This window comes from Mesorhizobium ciceri biovar biserrulae, from assembly GCF_001618845.1.
Lineage (GTDB): Bacteria > Pseudomonadota > Alphaproteobacteria > Rhizobiales > Rhizobiaceae > Mesorhizobium > Mesorhizobium ciceri.
On the sequence record NZ_CP015064.1, the window covers coordinates 2377416 to 2398235 of the forward strand.

General features: G+C 62.3%; 19 protein-coding genes. 9 read left to right on the forward strand and 10 right to left on the reverse strand.

Annotation, left to right across the window (positions count from 1 at the left end; genetic code table 11):
- The first annotated feature begins 204 nt into the window (after window positions 1-204).
- From guaB to A4R29_RS10765, 3 genes are read left to right on the forward strand one after another with little or no spacing between them, the layout of a single operon-like run.
- A complete protein-coding gene (guaB, locus tag A4R29_RS10755; protein ID WP_013532286.1) occupies window positions 205-1707 on the forward strand; it encodes an IMP dehydrogenase in 1503 nt (500 codons plus the stop codon).
- Window positions 1658-2281 (forward strand): hypothetical protein, encoded by a 624-nt coding sequence (locus A4R29_RS10760; RefSeq protein WP_013532285.1) that lies wholly within the window; start codon window positions 1658-1660, stop codon window positions 2279-2281. The genes guaB and A4R29_RS10760 overlap by 50 nt, the downstream gene beginning before the upstream one ends.
- A 37-nt stretch (window positions 2282-2318) precedes the next feature.
- Window positions 2319-2738, forward strand: coding sequence for an MAPEG family protein (locus A4R29_RS10765; RefSeq protein WP_027162444.1), 420 nt, complete (start codon window positions 2319-2321; stop codon window positions 2736-2738).
- A gap of 55 nt (window positions 2739-2793) precedes the next feature.
- Here A4R29_RS10765 and rnd read toward each other — a convergent pair whose 3' ends face one another.
- The 3 genes from rnd to A4R29_RS10780 all read right to left on the reverse strand — a co-directional run bounded on the left by rnd (window position 2794) and on the right by A4R29_RS10780 (window position 5709).
- Window positions 2794-3945 carry a ribonuclease D gene (gene rnd / locus A4R29_RS10770; protein WP_013532283.1) on the reverse strand — a complete coding sequence of 384 codons (1152 nt, stop codon included), beginning with the start codon at window positions 3943-3945 and terminating at the stop codon, window positions 2794-2796.
- Between the two features lie 75 nt (window positions 3946-4020).
- The gene (locus A4R29_RS10775; RefSeq protein ID WP_027162443.1) at window positions 4021-5265 is read right to left on the reverse strand and encodes an MFS transporter; all 1245 of its coding nucleotides are present in this window, start codon (window positions 5263-5265) and stop codon (window positions 4021-4023) included.
- A gap of 75 nt (window positions 5266-5340) precedes the next feature.
- Window positions 5341-5709, reverse strand: coding sequence for a hypothetical protein (locus A4R29_RS10780; protein ID WP_024504702.1), 369 nt, complete (start codon window positions 5707-5709; stop codon window positions 5341-5343).
- 194 nt (window positions 5710-5903) lie between these two features.
- Here A4R29_RS10780 and aspS point away from each other — a divergent pair, with 194 nt between their 5' ends.
- Window positions 5904-7694 carry an aspartate--tRNA ligase gene (aspS, locus tag A4R29_RS10790; RefSeq protein ID WP_027162442.1) on the forward strand — a complete coding sequence of 597 codons (1791 nt, stop codon included), beginning with the start codon at window positions 5904-5906 and terminating at the stop codon, window positions 7692-7694.
- Window positions 7695-7810: 116 nt separating this feature from the next.
- Here aspS and A4R29_RS10795 read toward each other — a convergent pair whose 3' ends face one another.
- Both A4R29_RS10795 and A4R29_RS10800 read right to left on the reverse strand, forming a co-directional pair.
- The gene (locus tag A4R29_RS10795; RefSeq protein ID WP_027162441.1) at window positions 7811-9001 is read right to left on the reverse strand and encodes a hypothetical protein; all 1191 of its coding nucleotides are present in this window, start codon (window positions 8999-9001) and stop codon (window positions 7811-7813) included.
- A 103-nt stretch (window positions 9002-9104) separates the two neighbouring features.
- Window positions 9105-9374, reverse strand: coding sequence for a hypothetical protein (locus A4R29_RS10800; RefSeq protein ID WP_145923750.1), 270 nt, complete (start codon window positions 9372-9374; stop codon window positions 9105-9107).
- Between A4R29_RS10800 and parC the strand changes: the two genes are divergently transcribed.
- Complete coding sequence (gene parC / locus A4R29_RS10805) at window positions 9330-11582, forward strand: DNA topoisomerase IV subunit A (RefSeq protein WP_024504699.1); 2253 nt, start codon at window positions 9330-9332, stop codon at window positions 11580-11582. The two genes, A4R29_RS10800 and parC, sit on opposite strands and share 45 nt — an antisense overlap.
- A gap of 63 nt (window positions 11583-11645) precedes the next feature.
- On the opposite strand, the gene A4R29_RS10810 is transcribed toward parC, so the two are convergent.
- Entirely contained in the window at window positions 11646-12584 is a 939-nt protein-coding gene (locus A4R29_RS10810) for an IS110 family RNA-guided transposase (RefSeq protein ID WP_063171888.1), read from the reverse strand.
- 416 nt (window positions 12585-13000) lie between these two features.
- Here A4R29_RS10810 and A4R29_RS10815 point away from each other — a divergent pair, with 416 nt between their 5' ends.
- Together A4R29_RS10815 and A4R29_RS10820 are read left to right on the forward strand one after the other, a co-directional pair.
- A complete protein-coding gene (locus A4R29_RS10815) occupies window positions 13001-14206 on the forward strand; it encodes an AI-2E family transporter (protein WP_013532277.1) in 1206 nt (401 codons plus the stop codon).
- A gap of 81 nt (window positions 14207-14287) precedes the next feature.
- Window positions 14288-14650, forward strand: coding sequence for a hypothetical protein (locus A4R29_RS10820; RefSeq protein ID WP_244506944.1), 363 nt, complete (start codon window positions 14288-14290; stop codon window positions 14648-14650).
- A 46-nt stretch (window positions 14651-14696) separates the two neighbouring features.
- Here the strand turns inward: A4R29_RS10820 and A4R29_RS10825 are convergent, their stop codons facing one another.
- The 3 genes from A4R29_RS10825 to A4R29_RS10835 all read right to left on the reverse strand — a co-directional run bounded on the left by A4R29_RS10825 (window position 14697) and on the right by A4R29_RS10835 (window position 17097).
- Complete coding sequence (locus A4R29_RS10825) at window positions 14697-15593, reverse strand: DMT family transporter (RefSeq protein ID WP_063171890.1); 897 nt, start codon at window positions 15591-15593, stop codon at window positions 14697-14699.
- A gap of 128 nt (window positions 15594-15721) precedes the next feature.
- Window positions 15722-16486, reverse strand: a complete 765-nt coding sequence (locus tag A4R29_RS10830; protein ID WP_024504696.1) for an arginyltransferase — start codon at window positions 16484-16486, stop codon at window positions 15722-15724.
- 140 nt (window positions 16487-16626) lie between these two features.
- A complete protein-coding gene (locus A4R29_RS10835; protein ID WP_027162437.1) occupies window positions 16627-17097 on the reverse strand; it encodes an RDD family protein in 471 nt (156 codons plus the stop codon).
- Window positions 17098-17299: 202 nt separating this feature from the next.
- Here A4R29_RS10835 and sthA point away from each other — a divergent pair, with 202 nt between their 5' ends.
- The gene (gene sthA, locus A4R29_RS10840; protein WP_063171891.1) at window positions 17300-18688 is read left to right on the forward strand and encodes a Si-specific NAD(P)(+) transhydrogenase; all 1389 of its coding nucleotides are present in this window, start codon (window positions 17300-17302) and stop codon (window positions 18686-18688) included.
- 26 nt (window positions 18689-18714) lie between these two features.
- Here the strand turns inward: sthA and A4R29_RS10845 are convergent, their stop codons facing one another.
- Window positions 18715-19383, reverse strand: a complete 669-nt coding sequence (locus tag A4R29_RS10845; RefSeq protein ID WP_013532271.1) for an alpha/beta hydrolase — start codon at window positions 19381-19383, stop codon at window positions 18715-18717.
- Between the two features lie 200 nt (window positions 19384-19583).
- On the opposite strand from A4R29_RS10845, the gene A4R29_RS10850 reads away from it, so the two are divergent.
- Complete coding sequence (locus A4R29_RS10850) at window positions 19584-20819, forward strand: OpgC family protein (RefSeq protein WP_027162435.1); 1236 nt, start codon at window positions 19584-19586, stop codon at window positions 20817-20819.
- Window position 20820: the final 1 nt, after the last annotated feature.

Here is a 20820-nt window from a genome sequence, read left to right on the forward strand (position 1 = left end):
TTTGTGCGACCGGCAACCACAGGTGGCATCCCTTCGCCGGAAAGTCACCTTTCCGGGAGCGTGAAATCATCCGCTTTTCATCGGTGCTTGGACGTGGTACCAGCCAGCGCCAATCCTGAAAGGGAAGAAACGAGTCGGCGCTGTCCATTCCGGTCCAGCGCTTTTTTGTATTCCCCCACCGTTTTTATGTTCAAGGGACTGGCCATGGCAAAAATCATCGAAACGTCCACCGGCGCATTGGCGCTGACCTTTGACGACGTGCTGCTGCAGCCGGGTCATTCCGAGGTCATGCCTGGCGAAACCGATGTCCGCACCCGCATCGCCGGCGACATCGACCTGAATGTGCCGATCCTGTCGGCGGCGATGGACACCGTCACCGAGGCGCGGCTTGCCATAGCCATGGCCCAGGCCGGCGGCATTGGCGTCATCCACCGCAATTTCTCGCCGGCCGAACAGGCCGAGCAGGTGCGGCAGGTCAAGAAATTCGAATCCGGCATGGTGGTCAATCCCGTCACCATCGGCCCCGACGCGACGCTCGCCGACGCGCTGGGCCTGATGCGCAGCTATTCGATCTCGGGCATCCCGGTGGTCGAGAACGGCGGCAGCGGCGGCCACAAGATCGGCCGGCTGATCGGCATCCTGACCAATCGCGACGTGCGCTTTGCGTCCGATCCGGCGCAGAAGGTCCATGAACTGATGACCCGTGACAACCTGATCACGGTCAAGGAGAACGTCGACCAGGACGAGGCCAAGCGCCTCCTGCACCAGCACAGGATCGAAAAGCTGGTGGTCGTCGACAGGCAGGGCAATTGCGTCGGACTGATCACCGTCAAGGACATCGAGAAGTCGCAGCTCAACCCGCACGCCACCAAGGACGCACAGGGCCGCCTGCGCGCCGCCGCCGCCACCAGCGTCGGCGATGACGGTTTCGAGCGCGCCGAACGCCTCATCGATGCCGGCGTCGACCTTCTGGTGATCGACACCGCGCACGGCCACTCACAACGCGTGCTCGACGCCGTCACGCGGGCGAAAAAACTATCCAACTCCGTCCGCATTCTGGCCGGCAATGTCGCCACCGCCGCGGGCACGCAGGCGCTGATCGACGCCGGCGCCGATGCCGTCAAGGTCGGCATCGGCCCGGGTTCCATCTGCACCACCCGCATCGTTGCCGGCGTCGGCGTGCCGCAGCTCTCAGCCATCATGTCGGCGGTCGAGACGGCGCACAAATCCGGCGTCTCGGTAATCGCCGATGGCGGCATCAAATATTCCGGCGATCTGGCCAAGGCGCTCGCCGCAGGCGCCAGTGCCGCCATGATCGGCTCGCTGCTGGCCGGAACCGACGAAAGCCCGGGCGAGGTCTATCTGCACCAGGGCCGCTCCTTCAAGGCCTATCGCGGCATGGGCTCGGTCGGCGCCATGGCCCGCGGCTCCGCCGATCGCTACTTCCAGGCCGAGGTGCGCGACACGCTGAAACTGGTCCCCGAAGGCATCGAAGGGCAGGTTCCCTACAAAGGACCTGTGTCTGGCGTGCTGCACCAGCTTGCGGGCGGCTTGAAAGCCGCTATGGGTTATGTTGGTGGCCGCGATCTTGCCGATTTCCGCGAGCGCGCCACTTTTGTGCGCATATCCAATGCCGGACTTCGTGAAAGCCACGCCCATGACGTCACGATTACCCGCGAAAGCCCGAACTATCCCGGCGGAGCCTGACCAGTACGGGCTCGGGCGGAGCCTGACGGCAACGATCCTGCGGCTGCCGCGCCACGCAGGCGCACTCTGTTTCCTGTCGGCGGTGGTTTTCATCGCCATGACGGCTATGGAATTCCTCTACTTCCGCCAGTTGAGCGGCGGCTTGCCATCACTCGACATGCGTATTTTCGGTTTCACTCCGGACGAAGGCATGGCCTGGCTGACGGCACTCGGCCGGCGCGGCGGCGAGATCATTCTCGTCTGGCACTATCTGACCTTCGATCTGTTGTTCCCGGCGCTGCTGTCTGTGACGCTGGTCAGCCTGATCCTGGCCACCGGCCGGCGATTGAAGGCTTTCCGCGTGCAGCCGGTGCAGCTGCAGTCGATCTTCGCGCTGGTCCTGGTGCTGCCCTACACGCTTGCCGACTACGCCCAGAACATCGCGGTAGCGCGGCTTCTGTCCGATTTCCTGTCGGCGAATCCGGACTCGCTGTCTTTGGCTTCGGCGCTCACCGTCACCAAATTCGCGCTTTTCGCCATCCCGGTGATCGTCATTGCCGCCTTCTGGCTGGCAGGCCAGAAACGCCTGGCCTGATGCCGCGCGCAAAGCTCAGCCCGCTAGGGGACACTTGGTGAACCAGACCACGATCTTCTGGCCTGTTCTGGCGCATGTGCTGCTGATCTACATCGTCTACTGCGTCCTGGGTCGCCGCAGATACGGCGCAATCAGGTCAGGCGAGGCGAAGCCAGCTCAGTTCAAGGTGCGTTCGACCGAGCCGGCCTCCAGCGTCACCGTTGCCGCCAATCTCACCAACCAGTTCGAGCTGCCGGTGCTGTTCTATGTGCTGTGCCTGACGCTGCACCTGACCAACGGCGTCAACTATCTGACCCTGGTGCTGATGTGGATTTTCGTCGCATCGCGCTATTTCCACGCCTGGGTTCACCTGACCAGCAACAATCTGCTGCTGCGCAGCCGGTCATTCTTCGTCAGTGCGGTGATTCTCCTGCTGGGATGGATCTGGTTCGCGCTACACCTGCTCGGCATGGTTTGAGCAGGGCACCTTTTCCGTCTCCCGCAAGGGGAGAAGGAAAGTCCGCGAGGGACGTCTACAGGTCGAACACCGCAATCTTGCGCTTGTCGAACTTGATGCCGATCTCGCCGCGCACCAGCTTGAGCGCGGCCTCGCCGAACACCGCGCGCCGCCAGCCCTGCAGGGCCGGTACGTCGGCGTCCTCGCCCTCGGCGGCGATACGGTCGATGTCGTCGCTGGAGGCCAGCACCTTGGACGCGACGCCTTCCTTTTCGGCGACGATCCGCAGCAGCACCTTCAACAGTTCCGCCGCGGCGCTCGAGCCCTCGGGCGGCTGGAAACTCTTCGGCAGCTTCGGCATCTGCTCCTTGGGCAAGGCAAGGGCGGTGTTGACCGCGCCAAGCAGCGCCGTCGCCGTCGAGGAGCGTTCCCAGCCCTTCGGCGTCGTGCGCAGCTTGCCCAGGGCTGCCGCGTCGCGCGGCGCCTGCTGCGCCACCTCGTAGATCGCGTCGTCCTTCAGCACGCGGCCGCGCGGCACGTCGCGTTCGCGCGCCTCGCGCTCGCGCCACGCCGCAACGCCCTGCACGATCGCCAGTTCCTGCGGCTTGCGCAGCCGCATCTTCAGCCGCTTCCAGGCGTCCTCGGGATGCGGATCATAGGTTTCGCGGGAGGTCAGCACCTCCATTTCCTCGTTAAGCCAATGGGCGCGGTTTTCCCGCTCCAGTTCGGCGCTGAGGTGCTGGTAGACCTCGATCAGATGGGTGACGTCGGCCAGCGCATAGTCGAGCTGCTTGTCGGAAAGCGGCCGGTGGCGCCAGTCGGTGAAGCGCGACGACTTGTCGAGCCGCGCCCCGGTGATGCGCTGCACGAGCTGATCGTAGGAAACGCTGTCGCCGAAGCCGCAGACCATCGCCGCCACCTGCGTGTCGAACACTGGATGCGGAACCAGATCGCCGAGATGGACGATGATTTCGATGTCCTGCCGCGCGGCGTGGAAGACTTTGACCACCGCCTCGTTGGCCATCAGCCTGAAGAACGGCTTCAGGTCGATATCGGGAGCCAGCGGATCGATCAGTGCCGTCACGCCGGGAGCGGCCATCTGGATCAGGCACAGGATCGGCCAAAACGTCGTTTCTCGAATGAACTCGGTGTCGACAGTGACGAAATCCGACTTTTCGAAAGCGGCGAGAACGGTCTCGAGTTCTTTCTGGGTGGTGATGACGTGCATCAAATCGCTTTTGGCAGGAGTAAGGTCTTCCTAGATTTCAGCCGCCGGGGCTTTCGTCAAGCTTTGGCACCGCCATCATGAGGTTCCCGGACCGTCGGAATCGCCGTTTCTCCTGGCCAGCCGCGCGAAAACCGTCGAAGTGCGCAGGAGCGCAATGAAGCGGCCGCGCCTGCCCGCCGGCACGCCGGACCGAGCCTGCATGCGGTAGAGGATGACGGCGATGAAGATCGCATAGACCACCGCGCTGAATACAAACAGGGCGCCCGGTCCGAAATATTGCATCGCCGTCGAGGCGGCGAACGGGCCGCCGATCGCGCCGAAGGAATAGAACAGCATCAGCGCCGCGTTGATCAGCACGAACTCGCCGGTGTCGGCGCGGTCGTTGGAATGCGCCGCCGACAGCGAATAGAGCGGCATGGCGAAACAGCCGAAGATGAAGATGAAGATGAAGTTGAGCGCCGGATTGCTGCCGGCGATGAACACCAGCGCCAGCGCCGAAAACATCGCGCAGCAGGTCGTCATCAGCAGCACCCGGCGCCGGTCCCAGCGGTCGGAGAGGTAGCCGAGCGGATACTGGATGATGGCGCCGCCGAAGATGCCGACGCTGACGAAGGTGACGACATCGGCGACCGACATGCCGATCTGCTCGGCATAAACCGGCGACAAGGTGCGAAAGGCGCTGTTGGTGACGCCGACGGCGATGCAGCCGAAGCAGCCCAGCGGCGAAATCCGCCAGACGCGCGCTAGGTCGAGCTTGACGTCCTCCGGCGGCGTCGGGTTGGAGCGGTCGCCGAGCGAAACCGGCACCAGCGACAGCGTGATCATCATCGACATGATAGCGAAAATTGCGAAACCGCCAGCGCCGAAGATCGGGATCAGGAACTGGGCTGATGTCACCGAACCGATGTCGACCATCCGGTAGATCGCCAGCACGCGTGCCCGATCGTGATTGCTGACGCCGGAATTCAGCCAGCTTTCGACGATGGTGAACAGCCCGGCGAAGCAGAAGCCGCCGGCAAGACGCACCGCGCACCACATCACCGGATCGATGACCAGCACCAGGAGCAAGGTGCCGACCGAGGCGATTGCCGCCAGCGCCGAAAATGCCCTGATATGGCCGACCGCCTTCATGATGCGGGTGATGGCCAGGCAGCCGAGAAGGAAGCCGGCGAAGTAGAAGGTGCCCATCAGGCCTATGTCGGAAGCGGAAAACCCTTCCTGCGCGCCGCGCAGCGCGATCAGCGTGCTCTGCAGCCCATTGCCGCCGAGCAGGATGCCTGCGGCGAGAAGAAGCGGGATCATCGGGCGGATGGAGGACATGAAGAGGCGATCACGTGTCGGTGATCCCTTCTTGGACCATCGCCCTGGCCAACGCCAGCAGCAATTCCCAGCAAACTACAGCGAGGATATGTCCAACTCTTCGTGGAAGGTCCAAACGCTTATGAACGGGCCGTCGTTTAGGTTCTTGCTATAGATCGTCATGATCACCTGTTGCCGTTGATCGTCGCGCGGAGGCAACTGACCGGTGATGAGCCGGAAACCGTCGGGATCTACGCCAACAGCGAATTGCTGTTCCGGGTCGATACGATCGTAGTCGATTATGAGCCGCGATCCGTCGAACTGCTCCCGCATCGATTCGTCGTTCGGAAAGTCACCGTCGGAGAGGGCTTTGAACCGCGCCCAATCGTCTATGCGAGCCGCGTCAAGCAGGTTGACGATGCGGCTGCGCTCTTGAGGTGTCAGAAAGAGCTTCTGGTTTTGCATATCCTGATCTCATTTGCCGTAAACGTAGCGGTAGAGGATATCGCTATCCATTGTGCCGCCCAAGTTTACAACGGATGTCCTGTCGAAGCCGCTTGCCTTGACAAATCCGGCCTCCCATGCGCTTTTCGCGCAAATTTTGAGGCCGGGCTTGATGCTCGGCCCGCAACCCAGCACCCCGGACTTTACCAATGACAATGCACCGTTACCGCAGCCATACCTGTGCCCAGTTGAGGAAGAGCGACGTCGGCTCGACCGTTCGCCTGTCGGGCTGGGTGCATCGCGTGCGCGATCATGGCGGCCTGCTCTTCATCGACCTGCGCGACAATTACGGCCTGACCCAGATCGTCGCCGATCCGGATTCGCCGGCCTTCAAGGTCGCCGAGACCGTGCGCGGCGAATGGGTCATCCGCGTCGACGGCGAGGTCAAGGCGCGTTTGCCCGAGACCACCAACGCCAACCTGCCGACCGGCGAGATCGAGATCTTCGCCCGCGAGATCGAGGTGCTGTCGGCCGCCAAGGAATTGCCGCTGCCGGTGTTCGGCGAGCCCGACTATCCCGAGGATATCAGGCTGAAATACCGCTTCCTCGATCTACGCCGCGAGACGCTGCACAAGAACATCATTGCGCGGACAAAAATCATCGCCGAAATGCGCAAGCGCATGGGCGATGTCGGCTTCACCGAATTCTCGACGCCGATCCTCACCGCGTCGTCGCCGGAAGGCGCGCGCGACTTCCTGGTGCCGTCGCGCATCCATCCCGGCACCTTCTATGCGCTGCCGCAGGCGCCGCAGCAGTACAAGCAGCTGATCATGGTGTCGGGCTTCGACCGCTATTTCCAGATCGCGCCCTGCTTCCGCGACGAGGACCCGCGCGCCGATCGTCTGCCCGGCGAATTCTACCAGCTCGACCTTGAAATGAGCTTCGTCGAGCAGGACGACGTGCTGTCGACCATGGAACCTGTCGTGCGCGGGGTCTTCGAGACCTTCGCCAACGGCAAACCGGTGACGCAGAACTTCCAGCGCATTCCCTATGATGTGGCCATGCGCAAATACGGCTCCGACAAGCCGGACCTGCGCAACCCGATCGAGATGCAGGCCGTCTCCGATCATTTTCGCGATTCCGGCTTCAAGGTGTTCGCCAACATCCTGGCCAACGACCCGAAGGCCGAAGTGTGGGGCATTCCCGCCAAGACCGGCGGCAGCCGCGCCTTCTGCGACCGCATGAATTCCTGGGCGCAGGGTGAGGGCCAGCCGGGGCTCGGCTATATCTTCTGGCGCAAGGAGGGTGACAAGCTCGAAGGCGCCGGTCCGCTCGCCAAGAACATCGGCGAGGAACGCACCGAGGCGATCCGCCTTCAGCTCGGCCTTGCCGATGGCGACGCCGCCTTCTTCGTTGCCGGCGACCCGAAGAAGTTCGTCTCCTTCGCGGGGGCTGCGCGCACCCGTGCCGGCGAGGAGCTGAACCTTGTCGACCGCGAGCGTTTCGAGCTGTGCTGGATCGTCGACTTCCCGTTCTTCGAGTGGAACGAGGAAGAGAAGAAAATCGACTTCGCCCACAACCCGTTCTCGATGCCGCAAGGTGGCATCGATGCGCTGAACGGCGAGGATCTGCTCGGCATCAAGGCGTTCCAGTACGACATGGTCTGCAACGGTTTCGAGATCGCCTCAGGCGGTATCCGCAACCATCTGCCCGAAACCATGGTCAAGGCGTTCGAAACGGTCGGGCTGGACCGCGCCACGGTCGAGGAGCGCTTCGGCGGCCTCTATCGTGCCTTCCAGTATGGCGCACCGCCGCATGGCGGCATGGCCGCCGGCATCGACCGCGTCGTCATGCTGCTGCTCGGCGCCAAGAACCTGCGTGAGATCACCATGTTCCCGATGAACCAGCAGGCCTATGATCTGTTGATGAATGCACCCTCGGAAGCGAGCCCGCAGCAGCTTCGCGACCTGGCGCTGCGCGTTGCCGTGCCCAAGAAGGACGCCTGATCGCGCGCTTTGGGCGATGCTTTAAAGAACCGCCCGAACCGATTCTTTCGATTCGCTAATCCCAAGAAAAAGCCCGGCATCGCTGCCGGGCTTTTCGCATAGCGAGATCGCTTCGATCAGTCTTCGTTGGCCTTGACGGTGACACCGAGCGTCTTGGGCAGATCGAGCGGGTTGGACATGGCACCCGCCATGATCAGTGCGAACGGCACGGATGCCGGCGGCTCGGCCGAGATTTCGAGGCTCTTCGGATCGTCGAGGAATTTGCTGACCGCGGCCGTAACCTGTGCCGTCAACTCGGGGTTGTTGAGCTGCGCCATGCCGAACGGCACGATCGCCTTGGCCTGGTTGGCGATGTCCTTGCCGGACATGCCTTGCTGCTTGCCGACATAGTCCAGAACCTTGTTGGTCAGCGAATCGTCGTCGAAGCGGATCGAGGCGCTGTTGAACGAAAGCTGCTGCAACAGGCCGAGCATGGCCATGCCTTGCGCCGAATTGTCGGCGCCTTCCGGCTGTGCCGCCATCTTCTTCTGCATTTCCTGCAGCGACTTGATGAAGTCCATCGTGTAGCCGCCGAGATTGAAGGTCATGCCGAGCGTGCCGGCATTCTCGACCGAGATGTCGTATTTCGACAGTTCCATCTTGCCGTCCGTGGGCTGCCAGGTGCCGGCCATTTCGAGATTGCCCGCGATGTTCTGGTAGCCGAGCGCGTTGATGACTTCCTTGGACTTGGGATCGTCCACCAGCGTCAGGTCGGCATTGAATTTTTCGGTGGTTGCGGTGAATTCCATCGCCTTGCCGTCCGCCGGCGGCGTGATTTCGATGGCAAGCCCGTCCATCGAGAAGGCGGTCTTGTCGGCGACCTTGACGGTCATGTTCGAGAGTTCGGCGGACTTGTACATCATCAGCGAGCCCAGCGGGCCGGTGGCGCCGTCGGCCGGAACTGTCATGTCGTGGATGACGAAGGGGCTGAGGTCGAGGGTGACGCCGTCCTTGCTGTGTGTGAAGGCAGCCGTTGATACGGTGGCGATGTCATAGCCGCCATTTGCCTCGGTCACGCCTTCGAGTTTGACGTCGCCGATGGGAAGCGCTTCCTTCTCCGCCGCCGGTTTGATGGCAACGCCCTGCAGCACCATGCTGGTGTTGTCGCCGGTCACCCCGGTCCAGGTGATGTCGACACCTTGTGCGACAAGCGCTGCCTTCAGCCGGTCGGCCACTGCCGTATCCTGTGCGAGCGCCGCATTCAGCGGCAGCGTGAGCAAGAAGGTCGAAAAAGCCAGTTTCTTGAGAATTGAGCGTTTGATTGTCATCGCAAGGTCCCTGAGAGTGTCCTGAAATTGTTTTTTCAATTATTTGCGCCATCACCATTCCGTGACGAACTGGACCGGAAAAAGGCGTGTCCCGGCACATTGGTCAAAAATCGCGGTGAAAGGCAAACCCGATCCCACCGTCTTTGCGCAAACCGGTGAATTTGTCATGAAGAGCCGATAGCCGGATATCGTCGCGCTTGGCCATAGAACCCGCATGTAACAGGCTGATGTTGGCCGACATCCGCTGGGTTATGGTTTCATGTTGCAGAAAGGCCGGTATCTCCGTCGGGCTCTTGCCGCGAATCACCCGCTCGGCTAGTCCCAGCCGATGGGAAAAAGGCTTTTGCCGCCTGAAAATGGCGGTGGCGATCATATCGAGCCGGTCGATCTGAAGAAGGCGCTGGAAGAGCGTTATCTTGCCTATGCGCTGTCGACCATCATGCACCGGGCGCTGCCCGACGTGCGCGACGGACTGAAGCCGGTCCATCGCCGCATCATGCACGCCATGCGCCTGCTGCGGCTCAATCCCGACCAGGGCTTTGCCAAATGCGCCCGCATCGTCGGCGAGGTGATGGGCAAGTTCCACCCGCATGGCGACCAGTCGATCTATGACGCGCTGGTGCGGTTGGCGCAGGATTTCTCGATGCGCTATCCCCTGGTCGACGGGCAGGGCAATTTCGGCAACATCGATGGCGATAACGCCGCCGCCATGCGCTACACCGAAGCGCGCATGACCGATGTGGCGACCGAACTTTTGTCCGGCATCACCGAGGATGCCGTCGATTATCGGCCGACCTACAATGAAGAAGACGAGGAGCCGGTGGTTTTGCCCGGCGCCTTTCCCAACCTTTTGGCCAACGGCTCGTCCGGCATCGCGGTGGGCATGGCGACATCGATCCCGCCCCACAACGCCGCCGAGCTTTGCGATGCCGCACTTCACCTGATCGAAAACCGGGACGCGCCGGTGGCGAAGCTGATGGACTTTGTCCAGGGGCCGGATTTCCCGACCGGCGGCATCATCGTCGACAGCCGCGCCTCGATCCTCGAAGCCTACGAAACCGGTCGCGGTGGCTTTCGCGTGCGCTCGAAGTGGTTCCAGGAGGACCAGGGCAGGGGCACCTGGAGCATCGTTGTCACCGAAATCCCGTACGGCGTGCAGAAGGCGCGGCTGATCGAGAAGATCGCCGAGCTGCTGATGGCGCGCAAGCTGCCGCTGCTCGAGGACATCAGGGACGAAAGCGCCGAGGACGTCCGCGTCGTGCTGGTGCCGAAGAGCCGTTCGGTCGACCCCGGCATCCTGATGGAATCGCTGTTCAAGCTGACCGAGCTCGAAAGCCGCTTCCCGCTCAACATGAATGTGCTGTCGCGCGGCAAGGTGCCCAACGTGCTGTCGCTGAAGGGCGTGCTGCAGGAGTGGCTCGAGCACCGCCGCGAGGTTTTGGTCCGCCGCTCGAAACATCGCCTCGGCGAAATCGAAAGACGGTTGGAGATACTTGCCGGTTACCTGATCGCCTACCTCAACATCGACGAGGTGATCAGGATCATCCGCGAGGAGGATGAGCCAAAGCAGGTCATGATGGCCCGCTGGTCGCTCACCGACACCCAGGCCGAAGCCATCCTCAACATGCGGCTGCGCGCTCTGCGCAAGCTTGAAGAATTCGAGATCCGCAAGGAATTCGACGGCCTGAGCGCGGAGAAAAAGCAGATCGAGGCACTGCTTGCTTCAAACGAGAAGCAGTGGGCGACGATCAAGTGGGAAGTCACCAACATCCGCGACAAGTTCGGTCCGGAGACCGAGCTCGGCAAGCGCCGCACCCAGTTCGCCGACGCGCCCGAGCATGATCTGACCGACATCGCCCACGCCATGATCGAGCGCGAGCCGGTCACCGTGGTCGTCTCGGAAAAGGGCTGGCTGAGGGCGATGAAGGGGCATCTGGCCGATCTCTCGACGCTGACCTTCAAAGAGGGCGACAGCCTCAAGCTCGCCTTCCATGCGCAGACCACTGACAAGGTGCTGGTCTTCACCACCGGGGGCAAGTTCTACACCATCGGCGCCGACCGGCTGCCTGGCGGGCGCGGCCATGGCGAGCCGATCCGCATCATCGTCGATATGGACAATGACCAGGACATCGTCACCGCCTTCGTTCACGATCCGAAGCGCAAGCTGCTGCTGGCCTCGCACGACGCCAACGGTTTTATCGTGCCGGAGGAGGAGGTCGTTGCCAACACCCGCAAGGGCAAGCAGGTGATGAACGTCAAGGCGCCGGACGAAGCCAAGCGCTGCATCCCGGTCACCGGCGACCATCTCGCCATCGTCGGCGAGAATCGCAAAATGCTGGTGTTCGCGCTCGCAGAGATTCCGGAGATGGGCCGCGGCAAGGGCGTGCGCCTGCAGAAATACAAGGATGGCGGCCTTCTCGATCTCAAGCCGTTCACGCTGGAGAGCGGCCTCTCCTGGCAGGATTCAGCCGACCGCACCTTCACAAGGTCGCGCGAGGAACTGGCTGAATGGATCGGCGCCCGTGCCTCGGCCGGACGCATGGTGCCGAAGGGATTCCCGAGGACGGGGAAATTTGGGTAGCGAGTGAAGCTGCCGATCCCCCCTCGAGGGGGAGATGCCCGGGGAGAGCGACTATCTGGGGTGTCAAGTTGCACTCGCGAACTCGTTGCGCGCATCGCGTGCTTTTGCATTGAGGATGACGAGGAGTTTTCTGGCGAGTGCGATGCGGATGAGCATTTTTGGCTTTCCCGCCTGTTGCAACCGTTGAGCGAAAGCTTTGAGATTGGGATCGAATTTGGCCACGATGGCTGCGACGATGAAGAGGATGCCACGCGGCCCGGCGCGTCCGCCGCGCACATGCCTGTTGCCGGTGCGCTTGCCGCTATCGTTGGCGAAGGGAGCGAGGCCTGCCAGCTTGGCGATGGCCTTGTTGGAGATGAGGCCGATCTCGGGCAGTTCGGCCATCAGGCGGGCGACGGTGCGTCCGGCCACGCCCTTCAGCGAACGAAAGGCCTGCTCCAGCCTGGCCCACAGCGGATCGTCATCGATCATCGAGGCAATCTCGCCTTCCAGGCGCCGTTGCTCGCGCTTGAGGAAGGCCAGCATCGCCTCGATGCTGGCGCATACCTCGGCGTCGCGTGCGGCACTTCTACGCTGCTTGTTGATGGTCGCATCGCCGACAATCTGGCAAAGCCGGCCAACCAACGCGGCAATCCGCTGCTGGGCGGCGCTTGGCGGTGGCGTCGGCACAGTGTTCTTGACTGCGCCGTAGTGGGCGATGACAGCGGCGTCGATCCTGTCGGTCTTCTCAAGATAGCCCATCGCCTCGGCGAAACGGCGCACGCTCTTGGCATTGACCGCGCCGCACGGCATGCCGTGCGCCCACAAGAGCATGAATCCCAGCCGTTCATAGCCGCCCGATGCCTCCATCACCGCAAGGGCTGCGTCATGGCTGCGGCAGAACAGCCAAAGAGCTGCGATCCCCGCCGCGTCGTTGGCGAAGCGCGCTGCCGCTCCGCCAGGCCAGACATGCGCGTCCAGCCAATCTTTCGAAACATCAACTCCACAAATAATCCTGTTCACGGTAACCTGCCTTGTGCGTACGGTTGGAACCAAGCGACTGTTCGGTCGTGCGTGATGAAGGCGAAGATCCCAAGCTCTCCCGCGGCTGTAACCTCAGGTGGTACGGGCGACTTCGCCAAGCCAAGGTCCGGGCGGCCACCCGGACCTTGGCTCAATCGCTCTAATCCCACGAAATCTCTCTCGTGTAGATACAAGGGGGGCGCTGTCCCGCCGACGGTCGAGTTCACAGATACTCGATTGGTTTGCGGCTCACGGTCCAAATCCAAGGCCGCGATCCTTCACACCCCCCTCTGTCCTGCCGGGCCTCCCCCACGAGGGGGGAGATTGGCAGCTTCACCATCTCATTTGGACTATCGTCACGATTGCTGCACTATATCAGTGCATAGACAGGAGGGGTGTTTGGGAGAGCCAGGCGTTTGAAGGAAGCAAGAATCCAGAAACCGGAACGGCAGCAGCGCCTCTTCGGCCTGTCGACGCCGCTCAGGGCAGCCGTTATCCCGCCGCTGTCGGCGGCACGCTGGCTGCTGGTGCTGATCGTTGCCGCCGGCGTCTATTTCTTCCACGGCTTCCTGTTTCCGGTGCTGGCGGCGCTCGTCATCGCTTTCGCCAGCTGGCCGCTCTACCGCCGCCTGCTTGTCGCGGTCGGCGGCAACCGCACCATCGCCGCGACCTTCGCCATCCTGTTCATCCTCGCCTTCCTGGTGATCCCGATCGCGCTCGCCGGCACCTATGCGATCAACGAGGTCCGCGAATGGGTCGCCTGGGCGATCGAGACCAACCGCCACGGCGCGGTGACGCCACACTGGATCGCCACCATGCCTGTCGTGGGCGAGTGGCTGAACGAACAGTGGACCACCAATTTCGGCCATCCCGGCGGCATTGGTGAGCTGATCCAGCTGGTCAGCGGCGCTAATATCGGCAGCATCTATCGTGGCGTGCTGGCCGCAGGCGGCAGTGCTTTCGGCCTGCTGTTGACGCTGCTGTTCATGATGATCGCGCTGTTCTTCGCCTATCGCGACGGCGAGCACTTTGCCGGCCAGGTCGACCGTCTCGGCGAGCGCATCCTGCCGACCAGATGGGAGCGGATTTCGCGCGTCGTGCCGGCGACGATCTCCTCGACCGTGACCGGCATGACCGTTATCGCCATCGGCGAAGGGCTGGTGCTGGGCATCGCCTACTGGCTGGCCGGCGTGCCGTCGCCGGTCACGCTTGGCGCCCTGACCGGCGTCATGGCGCTGATCCCCGGCGGCGCACCGCTGTCGTTCACGCTGGTCTCGATCTACCTCGCCGCCAGCGGCTCGCCGATGGCCGGGCTGGCACTGTTCCTCTGGGGTGCGGTCGAGCTGTTCATCGTCGACAAGACGCTGCGCCCCAAGCTCGTCGGTGGCCCGATAAAACTGCCCTTCCTGCCGACTTTTTTCGGTCTGATCGGCGGCGTCAAGACCATGGGGTTTCTCGGCCTGTTCATCGGCCCGGTGCTGATGGCCCTGCTGGTGGCTATCTGGCGCGAATGGCTGCGCGAGGTGGAAATGGCGGAAGACGTCGTTCCCGATGGCGTCGCCGAGATCGAAGGCAGCCCGCCGCAGATCGAAATTGTCGCCGAGAAAAAGGCCCGGGCATGATCTTCGGGATCCAAGCGCGACTCACCTGACGTCGGTCTACGCATGTTTTTGCGATTTGTTCTGCCAAGAATTATTGAGGGAATGCAGGCGCGCGAAGGTTTTTTTGGCGCTGCCTACGAATTGCGAGGCCAACCTGATATCGATCAACACACGTTAGATCGGCTGGAAGATAGTCTCGCCTGGTTTCGACAGAACCTTGCGGTACCGCCACGTTTCAACCTCTCAAGATCGAAAGGTTTTTACCGGAAACAGACGACCCAAGGATTAAGCTGGTTCAAGCCAACGGCAACGGACCATTTGGCAAGGGCTTGTGACCTCGCGGCGCTCCTTGGGCGGCATGGGCATCATGTCGAGGTCATGAAGAGTTCCCGTCTGGGATATGTTGTTTACGAGGACGAATACCAGATAATCGCAGAGCCTTTTTCAGATACGGCAACGCGTTGATTGCGCTTGCGTGCGCTGCAGGTCTGGAACGACTGCCGTCCACTCTCTAGGCCGGGTGAGCGACGGCGAGCGTCGCTCGGCGCTTGCGGCCCTCATGCAGTTGCCACAGCGAATGCGCAGTCAGCGTGACGATCAGGATTGCGCCGCCGATCAGGCTGTTGCGGGTCGGTGCCTCGGCAAAGATCATCCACACCCAGACCGGCGCCAGCACGGTTTCGAGCAGGTAGAACATCGCCACTTCCGGTCCTGAAATGTATTTCGGCCCGGCGGCAAGGCAGAAGAACGAGATCGGCATGATGATGGCGCCGTTGAAGACGATCCACCATGGCGCGTTCACATGAAAGCCTTCGCCTGACACCATGAAGACCGCCAGCGCGAGCGGCAGAAGGACGCCAACGAGCGAGGTGAATCCCATGTCCTTGCCGCTGGCGCGCGAGATGGTGATGGCCACCGCGATGAAGAAGGCCGAGCACAGCGCCATGAAATCGCCGAACAGCTTGCCGGTGCCGACCGAGCCGCCGACGATGACCAGCACGCCGAGGATCATGATCGCCATCGCCGCGATGGTCACCAGCCGCGGCCTCTCGCGCAGGAATATCCAGGACAGCAAGCCCGCAAAGACGGTGTTGAAGGCCAGGATGAACACCAGGTCGGCGGTCGAGGTGTGGTAGACGGCGGTGACGAAGGTGATCCCGGTCAGCCCGTAGCACATCGCCACGATCAGGCCGGACCAGCCGGGGATCAGCGGCGGGGCGTTTCGGCTGAGTGCCCGCCAGACCGACCAGATGACCATGGCCGCGACGAAAGTTGTGCCGGTGCGCAGCAGCATGATCGTCCATGCGCCACCGTCGGCGAGGCGGATCAACGGTATGTCGACAGTCAGCGTGAGCCCGCCGATGGCGGTTATCAAAAGACCTTTCTGGTGATCGTGATGAGAGGACATGCAGGAACTTTCGCAATGAAATGCAGGCTGGCGGCCGGCCGGTGCAATGGCGCACTCTCTCCAGCCAACCGGCTGAAAGACCAGCATCCCCTGCCTTGAAACAGTTTAAAGGCGGACCTTGGAAAAGCTCAGCGTGAAACCGCTTCGTTGATGTAGCGTTCCCAGCCCTTGGGGCCGAGATGCTCCTGCGGCATGAAGCGCATCTTATAATTCATCTTGCGCGAGCCGTTGACCCAGTAGCCGAGATAGACATGGGGCAGGCCCATCGCCCTGGCGCGGGCGATGTGGTCGAGGATCATGAACGTGCCGAGCGACCGTTCCTCGAAATCGGGATTGAAGTAGGAATAGACCATCGACAGGCCGTCAGCCATCTTGTCGGTGAGCGCCACCGCGATCAGCTCGCCCTGTCCCTTGCCGGTGATGAAGGTGTCGGGTCCACGCCGCCGATATTCGATCACCTTGGTGTCGACATGGGTATCCTCGACCATCATCGCATAGTCGAGCACCGTCATGTCGGACATGCCGCCACGGCGGTGGCGGGCATCGAGGTAGCTGCGGAACAGGGAATATTGTTCGGTCGAGGGCTCGGCATTGTGCATGTAGCCGACGAGATCGGAATTGTGCTGCAGCACGCGCTTCATGTTGCGGCTGGCGACGAATTCCTGGGCGAGGATGCGTACCGAAACGCAGGCGCGGCAGGTCTCGCAGGCCGGCCTGTAGGCGATGTTCTGCGAGCGCCGGAAGCCGCCTTGCGTCAAGAGGTCGTTCATCTCCGCCGCCTTGTCGCCAACCAGATGCGTGAACACCTTGCGCTCGAACTGGCCGTCGAGATAGGGGCACGGCGACGGCGCGGTCAGGAAGAACTGCGGCGACTGGGTCGGATGCTGCGTCATCGAGCCTTGGAAACACTCCTTCGAATCGCTCTACCTTTGGCGCGGATGGCGAAAAATTCAACAGGATTATGTGGGCGCGGTCGACTCGACGCCTTCACATTTGTGCTCAATCGGTTGCGACTGCTCTTCAGAGGGCCGTTTCAGCGGTCGGTGCGGCTGACGACCGTGCCAAGCAAAAGATCGTGCAAGGTGCGTTTGCGATCGGAAAACAGCGTCACCAGCAGGACAAGCGGCGACAGGATTACATTGCCGGCCCAGAACAGGACCGAATGGACAACCGCAGTGAGGCCGTCGATCGGCCTGCCGTCGAGCCGGTCGAGCCGGATACCCATCATCTTCATGCCCGTGGTGGCCTGATCGGTGCTGCCCAGCGTGTTCCAGATGTAGAGGATGGCCACAGTCGGCAACAGGATGCCGAACAGCATCCAGCCAAGCCCGAGGGTCAAAAGCCCGAGGAAGAACACCAGAATGGCAAACGGGATGGTGAGCAGCGCGACGATGACATAGTCGATCATGAAGGCGAGGATGCGCTTCGTGCGCACGCCGTCATAGGCCCTGACATCGTCGAGCCTGCTGGTGATGAGTTCGCCGTCGAGAACGCGCGCGTTCATGTCATTTCCTCGTAACAAGGTCCGACATAGGGTGCGGACCGCTCAGCCATGAAATGGTGAAGGCCTGTGGCGGAATCAAGATCGCGCTTCCAGCGGTGCTCCAGCTTCGATGGCGTCGGGCCCGATGTGAACTGGTTGAATTCGCGGCGCGGATAGCATTAGCTTGTTGCGGCGCAGCAGAGCGCACAGGGGACTGGGCAATATGGACTACGACATGCTGGTCATCGGCAGCGGCCCTTCCGGCCGCCGTGCCGCGGTGCAGTCGGCCAAGCTCGGCAAGTCCGTGCTGGTGGTCGACCGCGGCCGGCGTCTGGGCGGTGTCTCGGTGCATACCGGCACCATCCCATCGAAAACGCTACGCGAAACGGTGCTCAATCTTTCGGGCTGGCGCGAGCGCGGCTTCTACGGGCGCGGCTACCGGGTCAAGCAGGATATCTCGGTCGGCGATCTGGTCGAGCGCCTGCACAAGACGCTCGACCATGAGGTCGAGGTGCTGCAGCACCAGTTCATGCGCAACACGGTCAAGAGCGCTCGCGCCGCGGTGAAATTCCTTGGCCCCAACAAGGTCAGCCTGACATCAGACACCGGCGATTACAGCGAGGTCGGTTTTGCCAATGCGCTGATAGCGGTCGGCACCAGGCCGCACCGCCCGCGCGACGTGCCTTTCGACAAGACCCGCGTCTTCGACAGCGACGAGATGCTGGAGCTTGATCGCTTGCCGCGCACGCTGACCGTGATCGGCGCCGGCGTCATCGGCGTCGAATATGCGACGATCTTTTCCGCGCTCGACGTGCCGGTAACCTTGGTCGAGCCGCGCAACTCCATCCTCGATTTCGTCGACCGCGAGATCGTCGACGATTTAATCCACCAGATGCGCGATCGCGGCATGACCATCCGGCTGGGCAGCGCGGTGAAGGAGATCCGCTCCAAGCCGGACGCCGCCGAAGTGGAACTGGCCGATGGCCGCACCATCCGTTCCGAGGTTGTGCTCTACGCCGCCGGCCGCACCGGCAATGTCGGCAGCCTGGGCCTGGATGTCGTCGGCATCGACGCCGACTCCAGAGGGCGCATCAAGGTCGATCCGCAATCCTTCCAGACCAGCGTGCCCAACATCTATGCCGCCGGCGACGTCATCGGCTTTCCGAGCCTGGCCTCGACTTCGATGGAGCAGGGCAGGGTGGCCGCCTGCCATGCCTTTGGAGTGCCCTTGCCGCCGCCGCCGGAAACCTTCCCCTATGGCATCTATGCGGTGCCGGAAATCTCGACGGTCGGCCAGTCCGAAGAACAGGTGCGTGAGAGCGGTGCGGCCTACGAGGTCGGCGTGGCGCGTTTTCGCGAGACCTCGCGCGGCCACATCATGGGTGTCAACACCGGCTTCCTGAAGCTGCTGTTTTCGATCGAAACGCGCCGTCTGCTCGGCGCGCACATCATCGGCGAGGGCGCCACCGAGCTCATCCACATCGGCCAGGCGGTGATCAATCTCGGCGGCACCGTCGACTTCTTCGTCAACAACACCTTCAACTATCCAACGCTCGCCGAAGCCTACAAGATCGCCGGGCTGGATGCCTGGAACCGGATGGGAAGAGGGTAGGCCGGCTGGTCGTGGCGGCGAGCCTGTCAGCTTGCCTGCGCCACCGCCGCCGGTCCCGCCAGCCATTGCCTGACGATTGCCGCGTCGGCGCTGCCGAATTCATGACCTGATGAGACAATCCTGGCGTCGATCTCGGCGCCATGCCGACTGAGCAATGTCACCAGAGCAGGGGCGAAAGGCGCATAGGTGAGGTCGGCGGCGCCGGCGATCATCAGCACCCGCACCTTTGACAGATCCGTCGCCGGCACATCATCGAGCACCGGCATCGGTCGCAGCAGCGCGGCGCGTTCGACAAGGCCCGGATGCAGCAGCATCAGGCTCGAAACCAGATTGGCGCCGTTCGAATAGCCGAGGAAAATTGTGCGCGAGAGGTCGAGATGATGGCGTGTGGCCGCGTCAGCGACGAAGCCCGCAAAGGCCTCGGTTTCGGTGCGGATGCTCGCCTGTTCGAAGCGCGTCGGCGTGATCCGCGCGAACCAGCGGAAACCATCCTCCTGGACAACGCGGCCACGCACCGCGATGAGCGTGGCACGCGGTGCGATCTCTCGCGCCAGCGGCACCAATGTCGTCTCGTCGACACCCGACCCATGCAGCAGGAAGAAGCAGTCGCCCGTTGAATCCGCCGCGCCGTAAAGCCGGTAGTGGAAGGCGAGATCACGCCGCAACGCACCATCTTGTGAGGTCTCGTCGATCATCGACCATCCTCTTGATTATATGACGTTTCGCTCAATTTGCCGGCTTCAAAACGCAATATTTTCAAGCTCCGCGAAAGTTGATTGAACCGGGCGCATTACAGTCCGTTTCTCCGCCGATAACATCCTTCGGGAGGAATCGAAGCGGTGCGCCGGGGGTCGCATTGCCGGTATGAACAACCAGCTTTGAGGCCTTTTTGTCGATGACCACCCAGATTTCCCCGGACCGCGATGCGCGTGTCCCAGACCGCGAGGCGCGTGTCCCGGACCGCACTGAGCGCGACACGCGCATCGATGTGATCCGTGCTCTCGCCTTGTTGACCATCTATGTCGACCATGTGCCGGGTACCGCCTTCGAGTATCTGACATACAAGAATTTCGGCTTTTCGGATGCGGCGGAGGTCTTCGTGCTGATCTCGGGAATCTCGGTCGCGCTCGCCTACGGCAAGAAATTCCAGCCTGGAAACCGGCTGCTGGCAACTTTGAAGATGTTGCGCCGCGCCGGTGTGCTTTATGCCACCCACATCGTCACCACCATGGTGGTGATGGCCATTTTCTGCGCTGCGGCAGTGTTTGCCAGGCGGCCGGAGCTTTTGACGATGATCAACATCGAGCCGTTGATCAAGAATACGCCAGAAGTGCTGATCGGCATCGTGACGCTCGGCCACCAGCTCGGCTACAACAACATCCTGCCCGTCTATGCGGTGCTGCTCTTGCTGGCGCCGCTGTTCCTGCTCATTGTCAGCTATCGGCCGGTCCTGGCACTGGTGGCATCCGGCGCCCTGTGGCTGGTCGCGGGGATTTATCAGATTGCTCCGCCCAACTACCCCGAGCCCGGCTTCTGGTTTCTCAACCCGCTGTCGTGGCAGTTCCTTTTCAACATCGGCCTGGCGGGCACGCTGCATGTGCGTCGCGGCGGCACCATCCCGGTCAATCGCTGGCTGGTTGGGGCGGCCTTGGCCTACACCGTTGTGGCCCTGGTCTGGGTGCACAGCCCGCTCTGGGGGCATATCTCCTGGTTTGGCCTGCCTCCGGTGCTGACCGGTTTCGACAAGACGTTCCTGTCGCTGCCGAGGCTCCTGCATATACTCGCAGTGAGCTACCTGATCGTGGCATTCCCGGCGATCTCGAATCTGTTTCGCACCGGGCGCGATCATCCGCTTGCCATATTGGGCAAACGATCGCTGCCGGTTTTCATTGCCGGCACGGTGCTTGCAATGGCGGCGCAGGTGCTGAAGCTGATCAATCCGGGCGGATTTGCCTATGACAGCCTGTTGATATCGGCCGGCATCGTCATGCAGTTCGCGCTCGCCTACTATCTCGAATGGCTATCGGGCCTTGGCTGGTCCGCCAAAAGCAGGCCGGCTCACAGCGCCGCACCGCCCGTCCATGCTGCATCCTTCGCGATGCCGGGCATGGCGACAAGAATGGGCCGTTGAG

Excerpts from the sequence above, each read along its gene's own strand:
- A4R29_RS10760 (WP_013532285.1), top strand. The coding sequence starts at position 1,658 with ATGACGTCACGATTACCCGCGAAAGCCCGAACTATCCCGGCGGAGCCT.
- A4R29_RS10775 (WP_027162443.1), bottom strand. The coding sequence starts at position 5,265 with ATGTCCTCCATCCGCCCGATGATCCCGCTTCTTCTCGCCGCAGGCATC.
- A4R29_RS10800 (WP_145923750.1), bottom strand. The coding sequence starts at position 9,374 with ATGATCGCCACCGCCATTTTCAGGCGGCAAAAGCCTTTTTCCCATCGG.
- aspS (WP_027162442.1), top strand. The coding sequence starts at position 5,904 with ATGCACCGTTACCGCAGCCATACCTGTGCCCAGTTGAGGAAGAGCGAC.
- A4R29_RS10835 (WP_027162437.1), bottom strand. The coding sequence starts at position 17,097 with ATGAACGCGCGCGTTCTCGACGGCGAACTCATCACCAGCAGGCTCGAC.
- A4R29_RS10780 (WP_024504702.1), bottom strand. The coding sequence starts at position 5,709 with ATGCAAAACCAGAAGCTCTTTCTGACACCTCAAGAGCGCAGCCGCATC.
- rnd (WP_013532283.1), bottom strand. The coding sequence starts at position 3,945 with ATGCACGTCATCACCACCCAGAAAGAACTCGAGACCGTTCTCGCCGCT.
- A4R29_RS10850 (WP_027162435.1), top strand. The coding sequence starts at position 19,584 with ATGACCACCCAGATTTCCCCGGACCGCGATGCGCGTGTCCCAGACCGC.
- A4R29_RS10820 (WP_244506944.1), top strand. The coding sequence starts at position 14,288 with ATGCAGGCGCGCGAAGGTTTTTTTGGCGCTGCCTACGAATTGCGAGGC.
- A4R29_RS10830 (WP_024504696.1), bottom strand. The coding sequence starts at position 16,486 with ATGACGCAGCATCCGACCCAGTCGCCGCAGTTCTTCCTGACCGCGCCG.
- A4R29_RS10845 (WP_013532271.1), bottom strand. The coding sequence starts at position 19,383 with ATGATCGACGAGACCTCACAAGATGGTGCGTTGCGGCGTGATCTCGCC.
- A4R29_RS10795 (WP_027162441.1), bottom strand. The coding sequence starts at position 9,001 with ATGACAATCAAACGCTCAATTCTCAAGAAACTGGCTTTTTCGACCTTC.
- sthA (WP_063171891.1), top strand. The coding sequence starts at position 17,300 with ATGGACTACGACATGCTGGTCATCGGCAGCGGCCCTTCCGGCCGCCGT.
- guaB (WP_013532286.1), top strand. The coding sequence starts at position 205 with ATGGCAAAAATCATCGAAACGTCCACCGGCGCATTGGCGCTGACCTTT.
- parC (WP_024504699.1), top strand. The coding sequence starts at position 9,330 with ATGGGAAAAAGGCTTTTGCCGCCTGAAAATGGCGGTGGCGATCATATC.
- A4R29_RS10825 (WP_063171890.1), bottom strand. The coding sequence starts at position 15,593 with ATGTCCTCTCATCACGATCACCAGAAAGGTCTTTTGATAACCGCCATC.